The 20,876-nt window shown below is 71.2% G+C and carries 17 protein-coding genes and 1 pseudogene; 4 read left to right on the top strand and 14 right to left on the bottom strand.

The window, feature by feature from the left end:
* Nucleotides 1-199 precede the first annotated feature (199 nt).
* Nucleotides 200-790 carry a hypothetical protein gene (locus GA0070214_RS04965; RefSeq protein WP_139141751.1) on the top strand — a complete coding sequence of 197 codons (591 nt, stop codon included), beginning with the start codon at nt 200-202 and terminating at the stop codon, nt 788-790.
* A 76-nt stretch (nt 791-866) separates the two neighbouring features.
* On the opposite strand, the pseudogene GA0070214_RS04970 reads toward GA0070214_RS04965, so the two are convergent.
* The 6 genes and pseudogenes from GA0070214_RS04970 to GA0070214_RS04995 all read right to left on the bottom strand — a co-directional run bounded on the left by GA0070214_RS04970 (nt 867) and on the right by GA0070214_RS04995 (nt 5,207).
* Nucleotides 867-1,383 (bottom strand): annotated as a pseudogene (locus GA0070214_RS04970) (putative immunity protein).
* Nucleotides 1,380-2,000 carry a putative immunity protein gene (locus GA0070214_RS04975; protein WP_244167549.1) on the bottom strand — a complete coding sequence of 207 codons (621 nt, stop codon included), beginning with the start codon at nt 1,998-2,000 and terminating at the stop codon, nt 1,380-1,382. Before GA0070214_RS04975 ends, GA0070214_RS04970 begins: the two are co-directional and overlap by 4 nt.
* A 156-nt stretch (nt 2,001-2,156) precedes the next feature.
* Nucleotides 2,157-2,759 carry a LutC/YkgG family protein gene (locus tag GA0070214_RS04980; protein ID WP_167364194.1) on the bottom strand — a complete coding sequence of 201 codons (603 nt, stop codon included), beginning with the start codon at nt 2,757-2,759 and terminating at the stop codon, nt 2,157-2,159.
* A complete protein-coding gene (locus tag GA0070214_RS04985) occupies nt 2,756-4,165 on the bottom strand; it encodes a lactate utilization protein B (protein ID WP_091259415.1) in 1,410 nt (469 codons plus the stop codon). Before GA0070214_RS04985 ends, GA0070214_RS04980 begins: the two co-directional genes overlap by 4 nt.
* Nucleotides 4,166-4,182: 17 nt before the next feature.
* Complete coding sequence (locus GA0070214_RS04990) at nt 4,183-4,956, bottom strand: (Fe-S)-binding protein (RefSeq protein WP_091259417.1); 774 nt, start codon at nt 4,954-4,956, stop codon at nt 4,183-4,185.
* A gap of 2 nt (nt 4,957-4,958) precedes the next feature.
* On the bottom strand, nt 4,959-5,207 hold the full coding sequence (locus GA0070214_RS04995; protein WP_139141752.1) for an FGGY-family carbohydrate kinase: 249 nt from the start codon (nt 5,205-5,207) through the stop codon (nt 4,959-4,961).
* A 656-nt stretch (nt 5,208-5,863) separates the two neighbouring features.
* Here GA0070214_RS04995 and GA0070214_RS05000 point away from each other — a divergent pair.
* Entirely contained in the window at nt 5,864-6,808 is a 945-nt protein-coding gene (locus GA0070214_RS05000) for a hypothetical protein (protein ID WP_139141753.1), read from the top strand.
* Between the two features lie 197 nt (nt 6,809-7,005).
* On the opposite strand, the gene GA0070214_RS05005 is transcribed toward GA0070214_RS05000, so the two are convergent.
* The 6 genes from GA0070214_RS05005 to GA0070214_RS05035 all read right to left on the bottom strand — a co-directional run bounded on the left by GA0070214_RS05005 (nt 7,006) and on the right by GA0070214_RS05035 (nt 16,345).
* Complete coding sequence (locus GA0070214_RS05005) at nt 7,006-7,881, bottom strand: alpha/beta fold hydrolase (protein WP_208602637.1); 876 nt, start codon at nt 7,879-7,881, stop codon at nt 7,006-7,008.
* A 246-nt stretch (nt 7,882-8,127) separates the two neighbouring features.
* Complete coding sequence (locus tag GA0070214_RS05010; protein ID WP_091259423.1) at nt 8,128-10,881, bottom strand: alkaline phosphatase family protein; 2,754 nt, start codon at nt 10,879-10,881, stop codon at nt 8,128-8,130.
* Between the two features lie 4 nt (nt 10,882-10,885).
* Entirely contained in the window at nt 10,886-12,241 is a 1,356-nt protein-coding gene (locus GA0070214_RS05015) for an ABC transporter permease (protein WP_091259425.1), read from the bottom strand.
* Complete coding sequence (locus GA0070214_RS05020) at nt 12,238-13,170, bottom strand: ABC transporter ATP-binding protein (RefSeq protein ID WP_091259427.1); 933 nt, start codon at nt 13,168-13,170, stop codon at nt 12,238-12,240. Before GA0070214_RS05020 ends, GA0070214_RS05015 begins: the two co-directional genes overlap by 4 nt.
* A 311-nt stretch (nt 13,171-13,481) precedes the next feature.
* Nucleotides 13,482-14,324, bottom strand: a complete 843-nt coding sequence (locus tag GA0070214_RS05030) for an enoyl-CoA hydratase/isomerase family protein (RefSeq protein WP_091259429.1) — start codon at nt 14,322-14,324, stop codon at nt 13,482-13,484.
* Nucleotides 14,325-14,476: 152 nt separating this feature from the next.
* The gene (locus GA0070214_RS05035; protein ID WP_091259431.1) at nt 14,477-16,345 is read right to left on the bottom strand and encodes a glycoside hydrolase family 15 protein; all 1,869 of its coding nucleotides are present in this window, start codon (nt 16,343-16,345) and stop codon (nt 14,477-14,479) included.
* Between the two features lie 190 nt (nt 16,346-16,535).
* Between GA0070214_RS05035 and GA0070214_RS05040 the strand changes: the two genes are divergently transcribed.
* Nucleotides 16,536-17,144: a DJ-1/PfpI family protein gene (locus GA0070214_RS05040; protein WP_091259433.1), complete on the top strand. Its 609-nt coding sequence runs from the start codon at nt 16,536-16,538 to the stop codon at nt 17,142-17,144.
* A gap of 151 nt (nt 17,145-17,295) precedes the next feature.
* Here GA0070214_RS05040 and GA0070214_RS05045 read toward each other — a convergent pair whose 3' ends face one another.
* A complete protein-coding gene (locus GA0070214_RS05045; protein ID WP_091259435.1) occupies nt 17,296-17,817 on the bottom strand; it encodes a winged helix-turn-helix transcriptional regulator in 522 nt (173 codons plus the stop codon).
* Nucleotides 17,818-17,876: 59 nt separating this feature from the next.
* Here GA0070214_RS05045 and GA0070214_RS05050 point away from each other — a divergent pair, with 59 nt between their 5' ends.
* Complete coding sequence (locus GA0070214_RS05050) at nt 17,877-19,430, top strand: MFS transporter (protein ID WP_091259437.1); 1,554 nt, start codon at nt 17,877-17,879, stop codon at nt 19,428-19,430.
* Between the two features lie 148 nt (nt 19,431-19,578).
* Here GA0070214_RS05050 and GA0070214_RS05055 read toward each other — a convergent pair whose 3' ends face one another.
* Nucleotides 19,579-20,838: an MFS transporter gene (locus tag GA0070214_RS05055; protein WP_091259440.1), complete on the bottom strand. Its 1,260-nt coding sequence runs from the start codon at nt 20,836-20,838 to the stop codon at nt 19,579-19,581.
* Nucleotides 20,839-20,876 lie beyond the last annotated feature (38 nt).

Here is a 20,876-nt window from a genome sequence, read left to right on the forward strand (position 1 = left end):
GGTCCCGCCCCGACCACGAGGACCTCGACCGCATTCACCGGCAGCATGCTCATGCCTCGACGGTGGGCCCGTACTCGGACGTCGGATGCCGGCTTCGCGCCGACCGGTGAATCCACGGGTCCGGGGGCAGTGGGAACCGCGAGGCTGCGACACCCGTCATAGCACTGACGGCAACGTGGTACGGCACCGGAGGCACTCGATGCGGCGTGTGTGGGTCATCGCGATGCTGGCCGGGACGCTTGCCGGCCCGGTGGCGAGCACCGCGGGCTGCGCCGGTAACCCGCCGGCGGCTCCCGAGCCGGCCAGGGAGGAACCAGCCGCCGACTGGCCGGCCGGCCTGCGGGAGGCCGAGATCTATGGACAGGTGCTGAGCCGGTTCCTCACCACACCCGCGGACAACTCCTTCCCGGAGCGGGCCTTCACGACGGTCTACGTGCTCGATCAGGCACATCCCGGCGCCGGCGACCCCGTCGGAGAGCACGAACGAGGCACTCCCCTGGCACCGAACACCCAGCACCGGATCGTGACCGCCCTGGCGGACGTGGCACCGGTCGCGTTCATCACCGACCCGGAAGCCGTCATCGAGAGGAGGGACGGCTGCCCGCAGGTCCGGGACGGCGGCATCCTGATCACTCTTGGCACGGTCGACGGCGACGACAACCAGGCGCGGGTGCCGATCAACGGTTTTGTCGCCTGCCTCGGGGCGACCTGGCTGACCTACGTCGTGCGGAACGAGGCCGGTTTCGGGTGGCGCGTGACCGGCACGACCGGCACGAGGGCCATCGCGTGACTCACGTACGCCCCGTGCCACCCCGCAGGGCCACGATCGGCCGACCCGGCTGGGTCGTTCCCGTGCGAGGTTCGACTCAACAGTCGAACACCGACCAGCAGATGTCGTTGCGCAACCGCTGGTCGTCAAGTACGAGCTCGCGGATCGCCTCCGGCAGCTGGTCGCGCTGCCACTGGCACTCGAGTCGCCCCGCGGCCTCGCTCAGCCCTTCCGGCGCCGCCGCACGTACGGCTTTGATCGCGTAGGCGGCCGCGCCGAGCTCATGCGCGGCCACGTGGGCGACGGCCCCGGCCTGGCCGGCGGCGTACGCGGCATGCCGTGCCGCTCCACGCAGCTCTCTGGCTGCTCCCATCGCGTGGCCGCCCGCCGCGCGCGCCTGCATCATCGTCACCTCGCCACGGACCCAGGCCCGGGCCTGCTCGATCGCGTGGCGCGGTCGCGGGTCCGCGGGCTGGGCCGATTCGAAGAGGGCGAGGACGTGCTCCGCACACGAGGCGGCCCACAGCGCGAGGAGACGGTGATCGGCATCGGTGAGAGTCCCCCCCGCGGCGGATCGTCACGAAGCGAGGGTCCCGGACCTTCGGCAGGATCATGACGTGCGCTCCATCCCGCGCGGGTCGGCGTGGCCCAGGGCGGCGTGCCCCGGCGAGCTGTCCTGCGCCAGACGCAGGGAATGGTCCAGTGCGCTCATGAGCCGGGCGACACGACTGCTGCCGCCGGGCGCCGGCGGGTAGCGGCGGAGCACGTCGATGAGCAGCGGTGTCGCGCGCTGCCGCGACCGTTCCAGCAGGGCATCCCCGACCGTGGGGTCGCCGCCCGCCGCCAGCTCCCCGATGCGCGCAGCGCTCGCGCAGGCTCGCAGAATGTGCCCGACCTGGCTGGCCTTGGCGATGGGGTGCAGGTATGCGGCTGAGGCGGCGTCACCGGCACATCGCGCGGCCAGTCGCGCGACCTCGGAGGGTGCGGACCGGGCGGCTCGATGAGCATCGAGGGAAGTGACGCGCTGCACGGTGGTCCTCCTGGCGCCGTTGATGAACGCCCAGGCCGCGTCGATCGCCGCGCGGGGGCGCGGATCGTCGGGAACGGCCTGCTCGAAGACGGGCAGGACCTCCTCGGCGTGCCACACGACGTAACGCGCCACGACGCGCAGCTCAGCCATCGTCAGGTCGAAGTCTCCGGACACGGTGTGCGTGCTCTGTGCCATGTCCATGAATCGTATCCTTGAACCCCCGGTGGAGACTCGGCGACGAATCCTCCGCTTACCCCCGTCGGAAACCTTCAACCGGAGGTCACCGCGGCACGCCGGCGGGCGCGAAGGGCCGGCAGCGTGCAACTGCCAAGGCGTAATCGCGGCCCGTCGGCTGGTTCAGTCGACGATGATCACGTGGAGGTTGCGGGGTCCGTGGACGCCCTCGACCCGGTTGAGTTCGATGTCGCTCGTGGCGGACGGCCCGCTGATCCAGGTCAGCGGCCGGTGCGGGGTGACCCGGGCGAGGGCGTCCGGCACGGCGGCGACGACCTGGTCGGCCCGGACCACGCACAGGTGCACGTCGGGCAGCAGCGTGATGATCCGGCGGCCCTGGTCCGGGGCGCCGTCCAGCAGGATGGTGCCGGTCTCGGCCACGGCCACCGCCGCCGCGGTCACCACACCGTCCGCGGCGGCGATCCGCTCCGGCGGGAGGTCGTCGTCCGGTACGGCGACGACGGTGCCTGGGAGCCAGTGCCCGGGCAGGCCGGGTGGCACCACGACCTGCCGGCCGCCGAGCACCGCGTCGACGATCCGGGCGACGCCCGCGCCGGCACAGCGGTGCACGGTGGCCCGGTAGTCGGTGAGGCGGTCGACGAGCAGGTCCAGGTCGGCGGCGGCGGTGCCGGCGGGCCGGTAGTCCCGGGGCACCTCGGCCGGCGCCGGCCGGGGCTCACCGAGGGCGGCACGCAACCGGCCGAGGATGACCTCGCGGGCGGTCACCGCTGCGCCCACCACTCGCGGAAGGTCTGCGGCGGCGGCTCCGGCAGGTCGCGGCTGGCCGTCCAGCCGGACAGCGGCGGCGGCAGGCCGCGCCCGCGCGGGCCGGCGAGCCGGCTCAGCCGTGCGGCGCGCTGCGCGGCCGCGTACAGCGCGGGGTGGTCCATGGTGTACGCAGCGGCGGCCATCGCCGTCGCCTCGGCACGCGGGTGCGGGGCCTGGCCGCGCAGGTGGACCAGGATCGACGGGATGTCGATCATGACGGGGCAGGCGTCGTAGCAGGCGCCGCAGAGCGACGAGGCGTACGGCAGGGAGGCGTTGTCGGCCACCCCGGTCAGTTGCGGGGAGAGCACTGCGCCGATCGGCCCCGGATAGACCGACCCGTAGGCGTGCCCGCCGGCGCGTTCGTACACCGGGCAGACGTTGAGGCAGGCCGAGCAGCGGATGCAGTGCAACGCCTGCCGGCCCACCTCGTCGGCGAGCACCGCGCTGCGCCCGTTGTCGAGCAGCACCAGGTGGAACGCCTGCGGCCCGTCGCCCGGCGTGACCCCGGTCCACATCGAGGTGTAGGGGTTCATCCGCTCCCCCGTCGACGCCCGCGGCAGCAGTTGCAGGAACACCTCCAGGTCCCGCCAGGTGGGGACGACCTTCTCGATGCCCATCACGGTGATCAGGGTCTCCGGCAGGGTGAGACACATCCGTCCGTTGCCCTCGGACTCCACCACGGCGAGGGTGCCGGTCTCGGCGACGGCGAAGTTGGCGCCGGACACGGCCACCCGGGTGCTCAGGAACGTCTCCCGCAGGTGCCGGCGCGCGGCGGCGGCCAGGACGGCCGGCTCGTCCGTGAGCGTCGGGTCGACGCCCGGCATCGCCCGCAGGAAGATCTCCCGGATCTCGGCCCGGTTGCGGTGGATCGCCGGCACCAGGATGTGGCTCGGCCGGTCGTCGCCGAGCTGCACGATCAGCTCGGCCAGGTCGGTCTCGACCGGCTCGATCCCGGCGGCCTCGAGGGCCTCGTTGAGGCCGATCTCCTGGGTGGCCATCGACTTGACCTTCATGACCCGGTCGGCGCCGGCCGCCCCGACCAGGTCGGTGACGATCCGGTTGGCCTCGACGGCGTCGGCCGCCCAGTGCACCGTGCCGCCGGCCGCGGTGACCGCCGCCTCCAGCTGCTCCAGCAGTTCGGGCAGGCGGGCCATGGTGTCGGTCTTGATCGCCCGGGCCGCGGCCCGCAGCTCCTGCCAGTCCGGCACCTCACCGATCACCGCGCCCGACTTGCCGCGGATCGTGGTGGTCGCGTGCCGCAGGTTCCGCCGCAACTGCGCGTCGACGAGGGCGCGGCGGGCCGCGGCCGGGAACGGCTCCTCGCCGCGCAGGTGCCCGACGCCTCGTGGCGCGGTGGCGGGCATACCCAGGAACGTGCGCGTCACGGCCGCACCCCCAACCGCTGCCGCTCCCCCACCGTCTCCGAGCGCTCCGTGCTGGCCAGGATCTCCGCCAGATGCACCGTCCGCACCCCCGTTCGCAGCCGCGACAGCCCGCCGCCGATGTGCATGAGGCAGGAGGCATCCCCGGCCGTGCAGACGTCCGCCCGCGTGGCCAGCACGTTGCGCATCTTGTCGGCGAGCATCGCCGTCGAGGTGTCCGCGTTCTTCACGGCGAACGTGCCGCCGAAGCCGCAGCACTGCTCCGCCTGCGGCAGCTCCACCAGCTCCAGCCCGCGCACCGCGCGCAGCAGTCGCAACGGCCGCTCCCCCACCCGCAGCATCCGCAGCGAGTGACAGGTCGGGTGGTAGGTCACCCGGTGCGGGTAGTACGCGCCGACGTCGGTCACCCCGAGCACGTCGACGAGGAACTCCGACAGCTCGTACGTGCGCCGGCCGGCATCCTCCGCCTGGGCGGCCAACCGCTCGTCACCCGCCCGCCGCGCCACCGCCGCGTGCTGGTGCCGGACCGAACCGACGCACGAGCCTGACGGCGCCACCACCACGTCATACGGGGCGAACACCCGCACGTGCCGGCGGACCAACCGCAGCGCCTCGTCCGGATAACCGGTGTTCACGTGCATCTGCCCGCAGCACGTCTGATCCTCGGGGAAGACGACCTCGTGGCCCAGGCGCTCCAGCAGCCCCACCGTCGCCTTCGCCGCTTCCGGGAAGAGCGTGTCGGCGAGGCAGGTGACGAACAGGGCAATCCGCATGTTCACCCACCCATCCGGGTCTCGGCGGCCCGCCAGGTCGCCTCGCCGCCGCGCGGTTCGTACCGCACGATGCGCTGGGTCCGGCGCAGCACGGCCCGCACGGCCACGAGGTCGCCGTCGATCGCGCCGGCGGCACGGGCCTGCACCAGGATGTTACCGAGCGCGGTGGCCTCGACCGGTCCGCCGAGTACCGGGATTCCGCAGGCATCGGCGGTGAGCCGGCACAGCAGGATTCGACACAACCTCAGCATTCCTGGGCAGGTAGGTCTTCGCCAGATCGCGAAGGCCTGTCCCGTCGAGCACGCGGTTCAAGGTCATGGGCTCGACGCGGTAGGCAGCCGGTCGTAGCCGGGAGCAGGCAAAGCCTCGATCAGGAGTTCCGCGACAGGCTCCTCCCCCGCGTCGATCCCGAGCTTGTCGTAGAGCTCCGCGCCGTACAGGCTCGCCGGTACACCCGCCGCCAAGAGCCCCGCCTCGGCGGGGTGGCGGCCCGATCAGCGAACTCAGACGCCCCACGACGTGATCCAGGTGCGCGTGGGTCAGCAGGACCACCGGATCGCGCTCGAACATGCCCGGAATCGCGTCCCGCCTGCTCGACGGTTTCCTCGTTGAGGCCGGACTCCCCTCGAACCCGATACAACCGGACCATCCACGGTCTGCCCTCCCCCGGCAGAGGGAGCCTGATCCCTTCTCGGTGGGAGGACGGGCGGTCCATCGCCACGTCTCATGGATCCATGGCCACCAGTCAGCGTCTCGTCAGTCTTGTGGTGGTCGGTCGAGTAGTCGACCGACCGTGTCCGGCGGTCACGCGATGACGGCGGGGCAACGGTCCGGACCCGTGCGCTCAGCTGCCGACCCTCGGGTCCGGGCGTGGGCGGTTGCCTGCGTCGTGTTCGTCATCGCTGAGGTGACTCTGCGGGCGTACTGGCTCGCGGGTGGCCGGTGGGGGTACACCGCCTGCGACCGCACCGACCTGGTCGACCCCGCTGGTGGTTGCGGCGCGAACCAGGTCGAGACGCTGCCGTTCTGGGCAGGGTGGGGAGCGGCGGGCTTCGGTGTCGCCCTCGCGATGTTGATCATGTCCGCGGTCAGGTCCCCCGGCCGCTACGCGGTCGCCGGCAGTTGGACGGCGGCCGCGCTGCTCCTGGTCGTCGCGTTTCCGCTGCATCTGCTCTTCGAGATCCCGGCGGCGTTGACGGGGCGCCCCTCGGACTGGCGGGACCTCGGCGCGCGGATCGCACTGGTCATCGGCGGCCTCCTGTTCGCCGGGCTGGCGAACGCCTGCGGTCCCCAGCGCGGAGCGCGGACGGCCGGATACCAGCCGGTGCCGCGGTGGAGCCGCCGCTGGGCGTACGTGGCGGTCGCTCTGCCGGTGGTGGGTTGGGCGGTGCCGCACGGGCTGTGGGTGCTTGGCGTTCCGTTCGGGATTCCGCAGCGGCAGTTGGACGACATCCATCGGAGCCTCTCGACGTGGACGGGCGTGGCGATCACCCTCGTCCCGCCGCTCGCCGGCCTGCTCGTTCTCGGGTTGGTACAACGCTGGGGGCAGCAGTTCCCGCACTGGCTGCCGGGACTACGCGGTCGACCGGTTCCCCGGCTCCTGGCGGTGGTCCCCGCGGGGGTGGTGGCGCTCGCGCTGGTCACCTACGGCGTCCTGAGCGTCGCGGTGCTCGTGCGGCAGGTTCGCACCGGCGACACGCACTGGTCGGACGTGCGTGAGGGGTGGGCGGTGACCGCCACCCTGCTGGTGTTCCTCTGCTGGGGAGTGGCACTGGCCGTCACCACCACCGGCTACGCCATCGCGACCCGGACCCGCCAGGAGCGGGCCACCAACACCGGCCTCTCGGTCTGAGCACATCCGCACTGCGGGGGTCAGGGCGGGGCGGGATCGCGTCCCCCCGGCCCTCATCGCGGGCGCACCGAGCCAGGCGTCGAGCCGGCCTGCATCGACGAGACCACCACGGCGCGCGGCTTCGCCCGCGAGCTGGAGTGGAACAACGCCTACCACCGGCTCGCGCAGGGTCTCTGACCGGGCGGTCTCGGTTCCTGCTACTTCAGGAAATCCAGGAGCTGCCGGGTGGTCTGCTCGGGGGCCTCTTCCGGAATGAAGTGCCCGACCGGTACGGGCCCGCCCCGCACGTCGTCCGACCACTCCCGCCATATTCCGAGCGGGTCGTCGTAGAGCTTCGCGACCTGACCCCGTTGACTCCAGAGGAACAGCACCGGGCACTCGATCCGCCGAACTCCCCGGTCCGCCTCGTCCTGCTCGTAGTCCAGCGTGGCGGCCGCGCGGAACTCCTCGCAGATCGCATGGACCGTGGCGGGGTCGCGGAACTGCTTGAGGTAGGCGGCACGGACCTCGGCCGGGAACGCGTCCTTCACCTCGGGCCACGTGTCGAGCATGAAATCGACGAGCACGGCGGGGGCCGCGTCGATGAACCGCTCCGGCACCGGCGCCGGCGCCGCCAGGAAGGACCAGACCCAGTAGGAGAGGCTGAACGCCTTGTCGGCACGGTTGTAGACGTCGCCGACGGGAACGACGTCCATGACGGTCAACCGGGTGACGACAGCTGGTTCATCGAGCGCGAGGCGGTAGGCGCACCGGGCCCCGCGATCGTGGCCGACGAGGTGGAACCGTTCATGCCCCAGACTCCGCATGACCTCGATCTGGTCGCGGGCGATGGCTCGCATGCTGTACGGCTCGTGGTCGGCGCTGCTCGGCGGCTTGCCGCTGTCGCCCCAGCCCCGCAGATCGGTCACGACCACCGTGTATCTCTCGGCAAGCTGCGGCGCCACGCGATGCCACATGAGGTGCGTCTCGGGAATGCCGTGCAGGAGCAGAACGGGAGGTCCGCTTCCACCGCGGCGTCCATGGATCGTCGCACCGGAGGTGGGAATGTCGAATTCCTCGAATCCATCGAACACAGCCCGAACCCCCGCTCCTCGGCTGTCACAGAAGAACCAGTGCGGTGAGCCATCCCCCGCGCGGCTGCCCTCGGCCGACGCTAGCAGCGAAACGGATGGAACCGGGCCAGATCTCCACCTTGTGATCGGGAACCACCCGCACCCCACCCCGGAGGATCGGAGCATCAGCCGGGCCGCGCGTCGAAACACAGGGGCCCCTGGCCGGCAGCGACGCCGGCCAGGGGCCCTTGATGGAATTGGCCTACGTCAGTCGGACTCCGGCGACGGGAGGTAGGCGCCCGGCACGTCCTCCGGCGCGAAGATCCTGGCCTCGCCGGGATACGGCTTCGTCCATCCGTGCGCCTGGTACCAGGTGAAGTGGTTCATCTGCGCGGGGTTGGCGTAGTCGGGCTTGGCATCAGGCCCGGTCAGCCGCTGGTGCGACCTCCACTCGTCCCACTGCGCCGCCAGTTCCTGCTTGTCCGCCGGCACCCGCGCCGAGGGCACGGCCGCGGCGAGGGGGTCCTGCGGCGCGGGGGTGTCCGCGCCGCAGGCAGGCGGGGTGGCCAGGCCGGCGGTCAGCGAGGTCCGGTTGGGCAGCGCGGTGAACGGCGTGAAGTCCGGCTTCTTGGCGAACGCCTGACGCATCGGGCTGGCCGCGCTGTCCTTCTGGTTCATCGGATGGATCCCGAGGATCTGCTCGATGGTCCGGATCATCGTGATCTGCGTGTAGTAGTGGCTGTCGACGACGCCGCGCTGCGCCCAGGGGCTGATGATCTGGATCGGGGCGCGGTGGCCGTCGACGTGGTCGAGGCCGGCCTGGGAGTCGTCCTCGACCACGAAGATCGCCGAGTCCTTCCAGTACGGGCTGTGCGAGATCGTGTCGACGATCCTGCCGACGGCGAGGTCGTTGTCCGCGACCTGAGCGGGCGCATTCGGCGGGCCACCGGTGTGGTCGCTGGAGAGCCAGAACATGTTCAGGTTCGCCGGCCCGTTCTTCTCGAAGTCACGCTTCCAGATCTCGTACCGGTAGACGTCCGGAACGCTGAGGTCGTACTTCGGGAAGCCGGGCACCGACACGCTGTTGAGCGACGGGATCGGTGAGGACGAGACCATGCGGTAGGCGGTGTCCTGCCCGGTCGCGGCCATGTTCTTGGTGTCGCAGTACAGGTTCTGCCAGCTGGCGCCGGCCGGCTTGGTCAGGAACTGGTGGAATTCGCCGAAGTCGCGCACGGTCTTGCCCGCCGCCTGCGCGCCGGTCCAGATGAAGCCGGTGCGCTGGTGTCCGAGAGCGTCGTCCTCGGTGTCGTAGCTGCGGATGTACTCACCGGCGGTGGACTCGGTGTACTCCGGGTTGTCGGCCTGCATCAGCCAGTTGTGCCCCTCGGCCGAGTTCGTGCCGATGTCGTAGGTGTTGTCGTACAGCCCGAACTGTCGCGCCAGCGCGTGCTGGTTCGGCGTCACGTTCTCGCCGAACTGCGCCAGCGACGGGTCGCCGTTGCCCCGCGGGTCGTCACCGAAGACCTGGTCGTAGGTCCGGTTCTCCTTGACGATCAGGAAGACGTGCTTGATCGTCGAGGGGTCGCCGAGGCGCTGCGGCACCGGCACGGGCTTCGCCTTGCTGCCCCTGGCCAGTTTGACCGAGCCGCCGGTCCAGCCGTTCTGGCTGAAGACTTTGCCGGTCTCGGACCTGATGGCCTTGTCGCTCGGCACCGTGAACCGCTGCAGGCTCGAGGTCGTGTCGTGCGTACCGTGGCCGGCGGGGTTGTTCGGGCGGCGGGCGTCGATGCCACGGGTGTTGGCGACCAGCACATCGTTGCCGACCGTGGTGATCTCCGCGGGGAAGTAGTCGGTCGGGAGCAGGCCGACGTAGCTGACCGGCTCCAGCGGGGCCGTGTACCGGTAGACGGCGACGGCGTTGGCGCGGCCGAGCGTCACCAGCAGGTGGCCGTCGTCGGTGAGCGTCACCGCGTTGGGCTGGTACCCCACCGTCGCCTCCGGCCACGGCTGGGTGGCGATGGTCTGGACGACCTTGTCGCGCGCGGTGTCGATGACGGACACGTCGTCGCTGTTGGTGTTGGTGACGAACAGCGCGCCGTTCTTGGCGTACAGGGCGGTCGGGTGCAGGCCGACGTCGATGCTGCCGACGGCAGCGGCCGGGTTCGCCAGGTCGATGACGCTGACCGTGCCGGTGGTGGTGGCCCCGGTCGCCGGGTCGGCCGGCACCTGGGTGTTGTAGGAGTTGATCGTGGTCTCGCCGGCCTTCGCCGGGCGCCCGCCCTCGTTACTGACGTAGAGCTTGCTGCCGACCTTGATCATGTCTCGCGGGGCGTTGCCCACGGGCCAGCTCTGCTGGATGGCTCCGGTCGCCGCGTTGATGGCGACCACCCGGTTCTGGCCGTTGACGGCGGAGTACACGGTGGCGCCGTCGGGTGCGAAGACCGCCTCGGCCACCAGCGCGCGCTTGGGTCCGTCCTGGGGGATCGGGATGAACGTGGAGTTGGCGAGGGTGCCGTCCGGATTGACGGTGAACCTGCGGTAGCCGTCGGCCTGGCCCAGCCACAGCTGGCTGCCGTCGGGCGAATACGTGGGGCCTTCCTGGCCCACGTCGTTGCCGCTGATGCGCAGGTTGGCCGCGGCGTTGTTGCCGACGAGCTGCTGCACCGTCCAGGTCTTCAGGTTCACGATGGCCAGGGCCATCCCGCCGTCGGTGACCGAGGCGGCCAGGTGGGTGCCGTCCGGGCTGACCGACGACGACATGATCTTGCCGGTGTTGATGACGAGGCGGTCGCCGATCGGGTTGAGGTACTGGTCGTCGGACACGACCAGGCCCTTGTCGGTCACCTGGCCGACCTGGTCGGTGCCGAACTGGTGCGTCTGGGCGAAACTGATGCCGGTGCCGGCGGCGACGACGACAGCGGTGGTGCCTGCCGTGACGAGGGGTAGCCGGCGGCCGATGCGTCGACGGAGAAGGCCGGACACGTCCTTCTCGACACGCCGACGGCGGCGTGTGACCTGCATGGAGTCATCCCTTCGTGGAGTGGAGCAGCTCGACGTTGCCGTCGAACTGCCAGAGCGGGTTCGGTGCGTCCCCGGTCGGGGTCCGCACCAGGAAGTAGCCGTTCACTTCCTTCGGTCCGTCGCCGTCGGCCACGAACCGCCCGTCCGGTGTGACGTCGAGCTGGTAGATGGCCGATCCCGCGGCCTCGACGTCGGGGAGATGCCAGGAGACGACGCAGCGCCAGTCGTTGCCCGGTCCCTCCGCGGCGAGCTTGCCGCCGCCCTTGTTGCACGTCGCCGTGGCCTTCAGCTGCGCCTCGGTGACGTCGGGGCGGTGGAGCTGCGCGGTCTGCATCCGGTAGAGGTGGGCGAACGCCGTGGCGACGGAGCGCTGCACCTTGTCCTGCTGGATCCCGGAGCCCGTGGCCGGGGTCGCCTCGGCGACGACCCCGACCGTCGCGGCGAGGATCCCGACCAGCGGCAGGACTCCGGCGGTGACCGCACGGCCCCCCGAGCCGTCATCGGCCAGGTTGGTGAAGTCGCGCCGCAGGAACAGCAGGTACGCCAACGCCGTCGCGGTCGCGGCCCACACCAGGCTGACCACGACACCGATCAGGAGTGGGCCGAGCTGAGCCGGGCTGGTGAACAGACCGTTCCAGGCGATGAAGGCGTAGCCGGGGAGCGCCACGCGCACGGCGACCGGCAGCGGCAGCATCTGGGCGAGCTGCATCGACAGCGCCACGAGCGCGGGCAGCAGCAGTCCCATCGGGGACCGTCCCAGGGCGACGGACCCGAGCAGCCCGACAGCGGCGAGGGCCAGGGTCGGTGCGAGTACGCACACCCAGGCGAGCAGGACCTTCCCGGCGGCGTCGCCCGGCGTGAGCAGGTGACCGTCGAGGCCGACCAACGGCTGGTTGCCGACCGCCAGGAGCCCGCCGGCCGCACTGGAGCAGGCCAACCCGACAACGAGCAGCAGGATGACGGTGAGGCTGGCGAGTGCCTTCGCGACGAAGATCCGGCGGGGTGACCGGACCGCCACGAGCAGGTGGCGCCAGGTGCCGAGCCGGTCCTCGGAGGCGAACATGTCGCCGGCGACCACCGAGGTCAGCAGCGGGAGCGCCCAGGTGCCCGCGAAGCCGAGCGTCACCAGGGGTCCGGCCCAGCCGGTGGCGTGCATCCAGCGACCGAAGAGGGTGTCGACGGGCAGCGAACCCTGCTGGCTGACCGCGGCGACGAACAGCGCCGGGGCGATCCAGCAGGCGAGGACCAGCAGCCGGATCCGCCATTGCGAGACCAGCTTGACCAGCTCGAAGCGGAAGCCACGCGCGACCGGGACGCGGGGGGTGCCGACAGCGCGGTCGGCGGCGAGGATTGCGGTCATGGACGGGCCTCCTGCTCGGTGAGGGCGAGGAACGCGGCCTCCAGCGGCGACACCACGGGTGCGATCTCCCGCACTGCGATGCCCGCGTGCACGAGCCGCACCACCAGGTCGTCGAGGGCGGGCACCAGCGCCCGCACGACGAGCACCTCGGCGTCCCGTGTCCCGGCGACGTCGATGTGGATCCCGGCCGTGTCGGCAGCCAGCCGGCGGGCGGCCTGGGGGTCGGAGGTTCGCAGCCGGTAGTCCAGTTCACGGTTCTCGGCGGCCAGCTTGGCCAGCGGGCCGGTGAACACGACCCGCCCGGTGGCGAGGATGGTGACCTCGGAGCACAGTGCCTCGAGGTCGTCCATGCGATGACTCGAGAGCACGACGCTGGTGCCGTCCGTCGCGAGTCGGGTGAGTACCCCGTGTACGTGTCTCTTGCCGGCCGGGTCGAGGCCGTTCGCCGGTTCGTCGAGCACGAGCAGCCGGGGTCTGGTGAGCAGGGCGGCGGCGAGCCCGAGCCGTTGACGCATGCCGAGGGAGAAGCCGCTCGCCCGGTCGCCGGCGACATCGGTGAGCCCGACCTGCTCCAGCGCGTCGTCGATCGCCGTCGTCGCCACGTCGCTGCCGTGGAGAGCGGCGAGCGCGGCGAGGTTCTGCCGGGCGGTGAGCGAGGGGTAGAGGCCCGGACCGTCCACGAAGCCGGCGACACCGTCGGGAGCGGCGAGCGCCCGAGCGACCGGCGTACCCAGGATCTCGAGGTTGCCGCCGTCGGCCACGGCGAGGCCCAGCAGGAGGCCGAGCAGTGTGGTCTTGCCGGCGCCGTTCGGCCCGACCAGACCGTGGATCTGGCCCGCCGCCACGTCCAGGTCGACGCCGTCGAGCGCGACGACGTCGCCGAAACACTTGGTGATGCCGCGAGCCCGGATTGCGAGTGGTGCGTCCATGAGCCCCTTCTTTCGTCGCCTTAGGCAACCTAGGGACGGCATGCATCGCAGGCAGGGACAGCTGTCTGAACGTTCGTGGAACGGGAGACGACCGGGTAGAGGGGGCGGACGCGGAACCCAGGGGAACCGGTCCTTTTAGGAATTCGACGGGACAGCTTGCGCTCCAGCGGCCCGCGCAGCGCGGCCGCACAGATGTCGGCGCCCGGCAGGTGCGGAGCCAGGTGGGAGTGCTCGAGCCGGCGGGCGTCCTCGGCCGGCCGCAGCGACACTCGGCCGGCGAACACGCCGCCCACGTCATTCAGGGGCGGCGCTCACCCGGCGGCCGGCAGCTCCGCGATCCGTGCGCCGAGATCAAGCTCCAGCTGGCCCCGGGTCTGGAAGCCCCGGCCGAACAGCTCCTTCGACCGGTCCTGCACCTCAGGGGCGGCGACCAGTTCCTGGAACCGGCGGCCGTCAGCGCGTACGGCGTCGACTGGCGCCAGTGTCAGCTCGTTGAGCGCCCGCTTCGTGGATCGAATCGCCGCCGAGGGAAAGGACGCGATCCGCCGGGCCAAGGTGGCCACGAAATCGTCGAGCTCGGCGTCTGGCAGGGCCCGGTTGATCCACCCGTACCGCTCCGCGAGGTCGGCGTCCGCGTCCTGCGCGCCGAGGATCATCTCCATGGCCCGTCCTCGGCCGAGCAGGCGCGCCAGGTGTTGAACGCCGCCGGCCCCGGGTGCCACGCCGAAACCGCACTCGGGTTGTCCGAGCAGCGCGTTCTCCCGCGCCGCGAAGCACATGTCGCAGGCGAGCACGAACTCGCTTCCCGCGCCCCGGGCCCGTCCGCGCAGCTTCGCAATCGTGACGACCGGCACCTCGCTCAACTTGCGCAGCACCATGCCGAGAAAGGCGTCCTCCGGGCCCCCGCCTGCCTTGGCCGCCTCGGCCGAGTACTCGGCGACCTTGGTCAGGTCGACGTGCGAGATGAAGAAGTCGGCGTCGGCGCTGTCGAAGACGACCACCCGCACCTCGGTGGTCCTGCTCAGTCGGCCGAGCAGGGTAACCAGGTCCCGCACCACCTCCGGGCCGATCATGTTGATCGGGGGCGCGTTCAGCGTGGCCGTCAGGACGCCGTCTGTCAGCTCCGTACGCAGCGTCTCGAACGAGGCGTTCACCCGCCTGCTCCTCTCAGTCACGACCGGAGCCGCGGGCGGGTCGGCGTCCGAGGGTCGCTGTCGATCGTACGGATTGGCTCCGCCGGCCGTGTCGCTTCGCCCGGATCCACGCACGCACCGCAACCCTGTTCAGGCACCCGTGGAGCTCCTGCTCAGCCGGGCGTCGTCGAGAAGGTGCCGATACCTCTCAGGGCGGCGTCGAGCAGGCCGTCGAGGTTCACGGCCGTGCCGATCAACGAGAGGTGGCTGAACGCCTGCGGGAAGTTGCCGGTCTGCTCACCGGTGGGTGCGATCTCCTCCGAGTAGAGGCCGAGTGGATTGCTGTAGGTGAGCATTTTCTCCAGGGTCAGCGTGGCGTCGTCGAGCCGCCCGGCCTCGGCGAGGGCCCGGACGTACCAGAAGCTGCACATGGTGAAGGTGCTCTCCTGGCCGGGAAGGCCGTCGGGCGAGGCGGCCGGGTCGTACCGGTAGACCAGGCTGTCGGACACGAGCTCCGCTTCCATCGCCCGCAGCGTGGACTGCCACAACGGATCCATTGACGAGACGAGTCCGACGCCGGGCATGGCGAGCAGCGACGCGTCCAGGACGTCGGTCGCGTAGTGCTGCACGAAGGCACCGCGGCCGGGGCGGTAGCCACGGGTCATGATCTGGTGGTAGATCTGGTCTCGGGTACGCCTCCACCGGGCGATGTCCGCCGGTCGGCCGCGCCGGTGCGCGAGGCGAACCGCCCGGTCGAGGGCGACCCAGGACATCAGCCGCCCGTAGGTGAAGTCCTGGCGGCCCCCGCGGGTTTCCCAGATCCCGTCTTCGGGCTGGTCCCAGTGCTCGCAGACCCAGTCCACCAGTCGCACGGTGTCCAGCCACAACTGGTGGGAGGCCTGCAGACCATGGCAGTCGGCCTCGTGGAGGCCGTTGAGCACCTCGCCGTAGATGTCGAGCTGCAACTGGTTCGCGGCGCCGTTGCCCACCCGTACGGGCGCTGATCCGCGGTAACCCTCGAGGTGGTGGAGCACCTCCTCGGAAAGATCGGGTGAGCCGTCGACGCGGTACATGATCTGCAGCGGCACCGCGCGGTCTCTGGCCTCCCGGACCCGCTCGTCGACCCAGTGCATGTACCGCCACGCTTCGTCGGTGAAGCCCAGCGTGAGCAGGGTGTGTACGGAGATCGACGCGTCGCGGATCCAGGTGTAGCGGTAGTCCCAGTTGCGCTGGCCGCCGATCTGCTCGGGCAGCCCGGCGGTGGGGGCGGCGATGAGCGCGCCGGTCGGCGCGTACGTCATGAGCTTGAGCGTCATGGCCGACCGCTCGACCATCTCCCGCCAACGGCCGCGGTAGCGGGATCGGCTCAGCCAACGTCGCCAGAAGTCGCGGGTCTGCTCCAACAGCTCCTGAACCTCGCCCGGGGTGTAGGAGCGCGGCCGGTGCGGCGAGAGTCCTGTTTCCATGACCACAGCTCCCGCCTCGCCCTCGCGCAGCGTGGCGGTGGCCCATACGCCGCCCTCGTCGCTGCGCTGCAGATCGTGCTCGCCGGGCCCGGTCTCGGAGTATCGAACCAGGCTCACGGAGAGGGAGAGCGCGGGGCTGCGGAACACCTGTCCCTCGGGGTACACGTCCAACTCGTGCGGATCCCGCCCGTAGTTGAAGCGCGGTTCGCAGGCGACTCGGAACCGCATCGTGCCTCGAACCACCCGCAGCATCCGTACAAGGAGGTGGCGGTCAGTGGCCTGAACCCCCGCGACCGGCATGAAGTCCACGAGCTCACCGACGCCGTCCGCGCTGAGAAATCTCGTGATCAGGATCGGCGTGCCGGGCAGGTACAACTGCTTGCTCACGTATTCGACGCCTTCCGGCGACACGCTGCAGTGCCCACCCTTGCGTCGGTCGAGCAGCCCGCCGAACAGGCTCGGCGAGTCGAACCGAGGGGCACAGAACCAGTCCAGCGTCCCGTCCATCGCCACCAGCGCCGCCGTCTGTAGATCACCGATCAGGCCGTGGGCCTCCACAGCAGGGTACGAATCCACGCACGGCTCCCCAGATCACCTCAGCATCACCAGACAACCCTGTAACGGTCGGACCACTCATAACGGCGCGCACCTCTCGAATTCGCGTCGCCCGCGACGGTGGGCATGCCGCGAGCCGCTGATTGGCTCTCGGTCCGGCGCGGCACGCCAGGGAGAGTGGGGACCTGATGCCGTACTCAGGGGAGTTGTGATGCAGGTAGCCGTGGTCACCTTCGACGGGTTCAACGAGCTCGACAGCTTCATCGCTTCCGCGCTGATCAATCGGTGCCGTGAGAACGGCTTGGAAGCCTTCATCACCACGCCGACGCCTGTGGTCACGTCGATGAACGGCGTCGAGGTGACCGGGCAACGCCCGATCGAGTTCGTGACCGAGGCCGATGTCGTGCTGATCGGTAGCGGGGTGAAGGCGCGCGAGGTCGTCGCCGACGACCGGCTGATCTCCAGCCTGGCACTCGATCCTGCGCGGCAGCTGATCGGCGCGCAGTGCTCCGGCGCGCTGGTGCTCGCCCGGCTCGGGTTGCTCGACGGCATGCCGGCGTGCACGGACCGGAAGAGCCGGCCGTTCGTCGAAGCCTGCGATGTCACCGTGCTGGACGCGCCGTTCCACGCCGAGGGGAACATCGCCACGGCGGGCGGATGCCTGGCGTCCCAGTATCTCGCCACCTGGGTGATCACCCGAATGCTCGGGTACGACGCTGCGCGCGACGTCATCGACTACGTGGCTCCGGTCGGCGAAAATCAGGAGACTGTCGAGCGCGCCATGCGCGCCGTCCACGCGGGCGAGGTTGCCCTGCGCTAGAGCCCCGCGATCCCTGGCCGCCCTTCGTGGCGAGCCGCGCGCTGCCCGGCCTGGGTCGGCGTCCACCACACACTGTCCGAGCAGCGCGTGCCGCCGGGAACGTCGGCCGCGATACGGCTGCTGGTGCTCTACGGCGGGTTGATCCCCTACCTCATCGGCCGTTTCCGTCGGCCACCAGCCGGGCGGCGGTGTCGGGTAGTGCCACCTCGTGCCCCTTCGCGCACTTCACCACGACGCCGAGCCGGCTCCCGCAGCCGGCGTGCACGAGTTCGACGCCGCCCTTCCGGCCAAGTCGCTCCCCCCACTGCATCAGGGCGACCAGCACGGGAAAGAGCTCTCGGCCCAGTTCGGTGAGGACGTACTCGTCCCTGGTCCGCTTGCCCGGCTCCCGGTACGGCCGTCGCTGCAGCAGACCGTCGGCGACCAGCTGCTTGAGCCGCTTGGCGGCCACCGCCTCGGTCAGGCCGGTACGCCGGGCCAGTTCGTCGAAGCGCCGGCCGCCGTAGTAGATCTCGCGCATGAGGATCATCGCCGAACGGGTGCCGATCAGCTCCAGGGCGTGCTCGATGCGGCACCAGCCCTCGGCCTGCCACGCGTCGCGATCGGCGAACCGGCCGGTCAGGGCGATGACGGCGTCGGTGTCGGGCCCGGCCGGCCCGGCGGGCTGTGTCATGGCTACCACACCCCCTCTGGCTAGACGTTTGCATAGCCAGGGGTGCTACCGTTCTGGCTATGGTTTCCAGTAGCCAGCCTAACACCGCGGCGGGGCCCGGCCCGGCGCCCACGACCGGGGCACGCCGGCGATGGCTCGCCCTCGTCGTCGTCTGCCTGGGCGTGATGATGACCTTCGTCAACGTGTCGTCGACGATCTCGGCGCTGCCTCCGATCCAGGACGACCTGCACATGTCCGCCAGCACGCTGGTCTGGGTGAGCAGCGCCTTCAGCCTCGCCGTGGTGAGCCTGGTCCTCTCCGCCGGCACGCTGAGCGACCTGCTCGGGCGGCGGCGGGTCTTCTGCTACGGCGTCGCTCTCTTCACGCTCGGCAGCGCGCTCGCCTTCGCCGCCCCGAACGCGGGTCTGCTCATCGCGGCCCAGGCCGTGATGGGCTTCGGCGCGGCGGCCGTGTTGCCGTCAAGCCTGTCGATCGTGAGTCACGCCTTCACCGACCACCACGAGCGGGCCGGCGCCATCAGCGTCTGGGCCAGCTGCGCCGGCCTCGGGCTGGCGATCGGGCCGCTGGTGGCGGGCGCGCTCCTGGGCCTGACCTCCTGGCACACGGTCTACCTCACCAACCTCGTCCTTGGGGCGCTCGCCCTCGTGCTCGCCCCGCTGTTCGTGGCGGAGAGCAGGCACCCGACCCGACGGCTCGATACCGCCGGCGTGCTGCTGGGCACCATCGCGATCGCCTCGGCGACCTACGCCATCATCCAGGGCGGCGCCAGCGGCTACGGCCGCCCCACGATCATCGTGGCCTACGTGGTCTTCGCCGTCTCGCTGGTGGCCTTCGTCCGGCTCGAGCTCCGCCACCACGACCCCATGCTGGACCTGCGGCTGTTCAAGAGCGCCTCGTTCGCGACCGTGATGGCCGTCAGCGCCGCCACCATGTTCGGCTTCGTCGGCATCTCGCTGCTCACCGTCCTCTACCTGGAACGGATCGCCCAGGCCAGCGCCCTGGAGACCGGGGTGAAGATGCTCGCCATGTTCGTCCCCTACGTCGTGGTCACCGCACTCGCCGGACGGGTGGCCCGCCGGGTCGGCATCGCTCCCGTGCTCGCCGCGGGTCTCGTTCTCATGGGTGCCGGGGCCCTCGCGCTGGTGCTGGTCGGCCCGGCCAGCGGGTACGGGGCGATGTGGCCGGGACTGGTCGCCGCCGGCGTCGGCTCGGCGCTGCTGGTGGCGCCGTCGACCGCCGCCGCCGTCAACAGCGTGCCACCGCTGCAGGCCGGCATGGCCGCCGGCTCGGTCAACATGTTCCGCCAGCTGGGCAGCGTGCTCGGTCCGAGCATCCTCGGCACCCTGGCGACGACCCGCTTCCCGGTGTACCTGCACGAGCAGCTCGTGACGGCCGGAGTGCCGTCCGACCGGGCCGACGCGGTCGTCGCGGGAGCCGCACACGGTGGCAGCACGGGTCAGCTCCCGGCCCCGCTGGCACACACGCTCTCCCTGGCCGCGCCGCGAGCCTTCACCGACGCCCTTCACCTGGGCTGGCTCGTCGGCGGCGTCGTCCTGCTCGCCATGGTGATCCCGACCGTGCTGTTCGTCCGGCGCCCCGCGACGACTCCGTGATCCACCGAATGCCCGCGGGCCGGGCGCCCGTCGCCCGTCGCTCAGTCATCGAGCACCTGCTTCCGCCGGGCGCGGGAGTGACCACAGTGCCCTCTTCGTCGGCCACCACGACGTCGCCGGCACTCACGTCCACACCGCCACGCGTTCGTCAGCATCCGTCGAGGGTCTGGCGGCGCATCGGGGAGCGCAGGATCGGCACCCACACCAGCGCGAGCGCGGCGCACGCAACCCAGGTGGCGGCGCGCGGACCGGCGTGGTCACCGACGAATGCCGCCGTCGCCGCGCCGAGCGTGAGCGCGCCGCTGAACATCACGCGCAGGGTGCCGTTGACGCGGCCCAGAAGGCGTGACGGCGTGACGTGCTGGCGGATCGACGTCAGGACCACGCTGTCGAAACCCACCTTGAAGATCACCAGGGCCCACGCGGGCGCAGCGAGCAGCCCGGGAACGGGCCGGCCGACGAGCGGCAGCACGAGCGACACGGGGGCGATGGCCAGCCCGATCGCGAGCACCGCACGGCCGGCACCGAGGCCCCTCGACAACCGCCTCCCACAGAGCGCCCCGAGCAGGCCACCGACCCCGCCCGCGCCGAGGAAGAGGCCGAGCTGGCCCTCCGACCAGTGCAGTTCCTCCACCAGGAGAAGCGGCAGCATGGCCACCGTGCCCGCGGTCGCGACGTTCACGAGCGCACCGGCGACGGCGATCGCACGCAGGATGTGGTTGCGCCGGACGAACGACAGGCCTTCCCGCATCTCGGCCACGAGCGAGCGCCGTACCGCGCCGACCGGGCGTGGCTCGGGCCGCTCGATGCGGCGGATCCACAGCGCCGACCACAGGTAGCCGAGTGCCGTCGCGGCCAGCACCGCCGCCGCTGTCGACAGGCCGATCAGCCAGCCGGCCAGGGCGGGGCCACCGATCAACGCCATCTGGTCCACGATGCCGAGCCGCCCGTTGGCCACCACCAGCCGCCTCCCGCTACCGGGTCCGACAAGGTCCGGCAGGTGGCTCTGCATCGCGACGTCGAAGAAGACGGTCGCGACGCCGTTGAGGAAGACCACCACCCAGAGCTGGGTCATGGTCAGGGCATCCGCCGCGGCGGCGAGCGGCACCGAGCCGAGCAGCACGAACCGGGCCAGATCCATCGCGATCATGACGGGACGACGGGCGACCCGGTCCAACCACGCGCCGGCCGGCAGCCCGAGCAGCAGGAACGGGGCGGTGCCCGCAGCGGCAAGCGAGCCTGCCGCACCCGGACCGGCACCGAGCGACGTGATCGCGACCAGCGGAACGGCCACCTTGGCGATGTTGAAGCCCCACTTCGCCGCCACGGCGGCGACGAGGTAGCGGGCGAAGTCGCGGGGCAGGGACGGGGTGTCGTGCCCATCGCGGGTTACGTGCTGGATCGACATGGCCGAACCTTCGGCGGTGGCCGCTCACCCGCGCCAAC

It is taken from the genome of Micromonospora chaiyaphumensis, from assembly GCF_900091435.1.
In the GTDB taxonomy this organism is placed as follows: domain Bacteria; phylum Actinomycetota; class Actinomycetes; order Mycobacteriales; family Micromonosporaceae; genus Micromonospora; species Micromonospora chaiyaphumensis.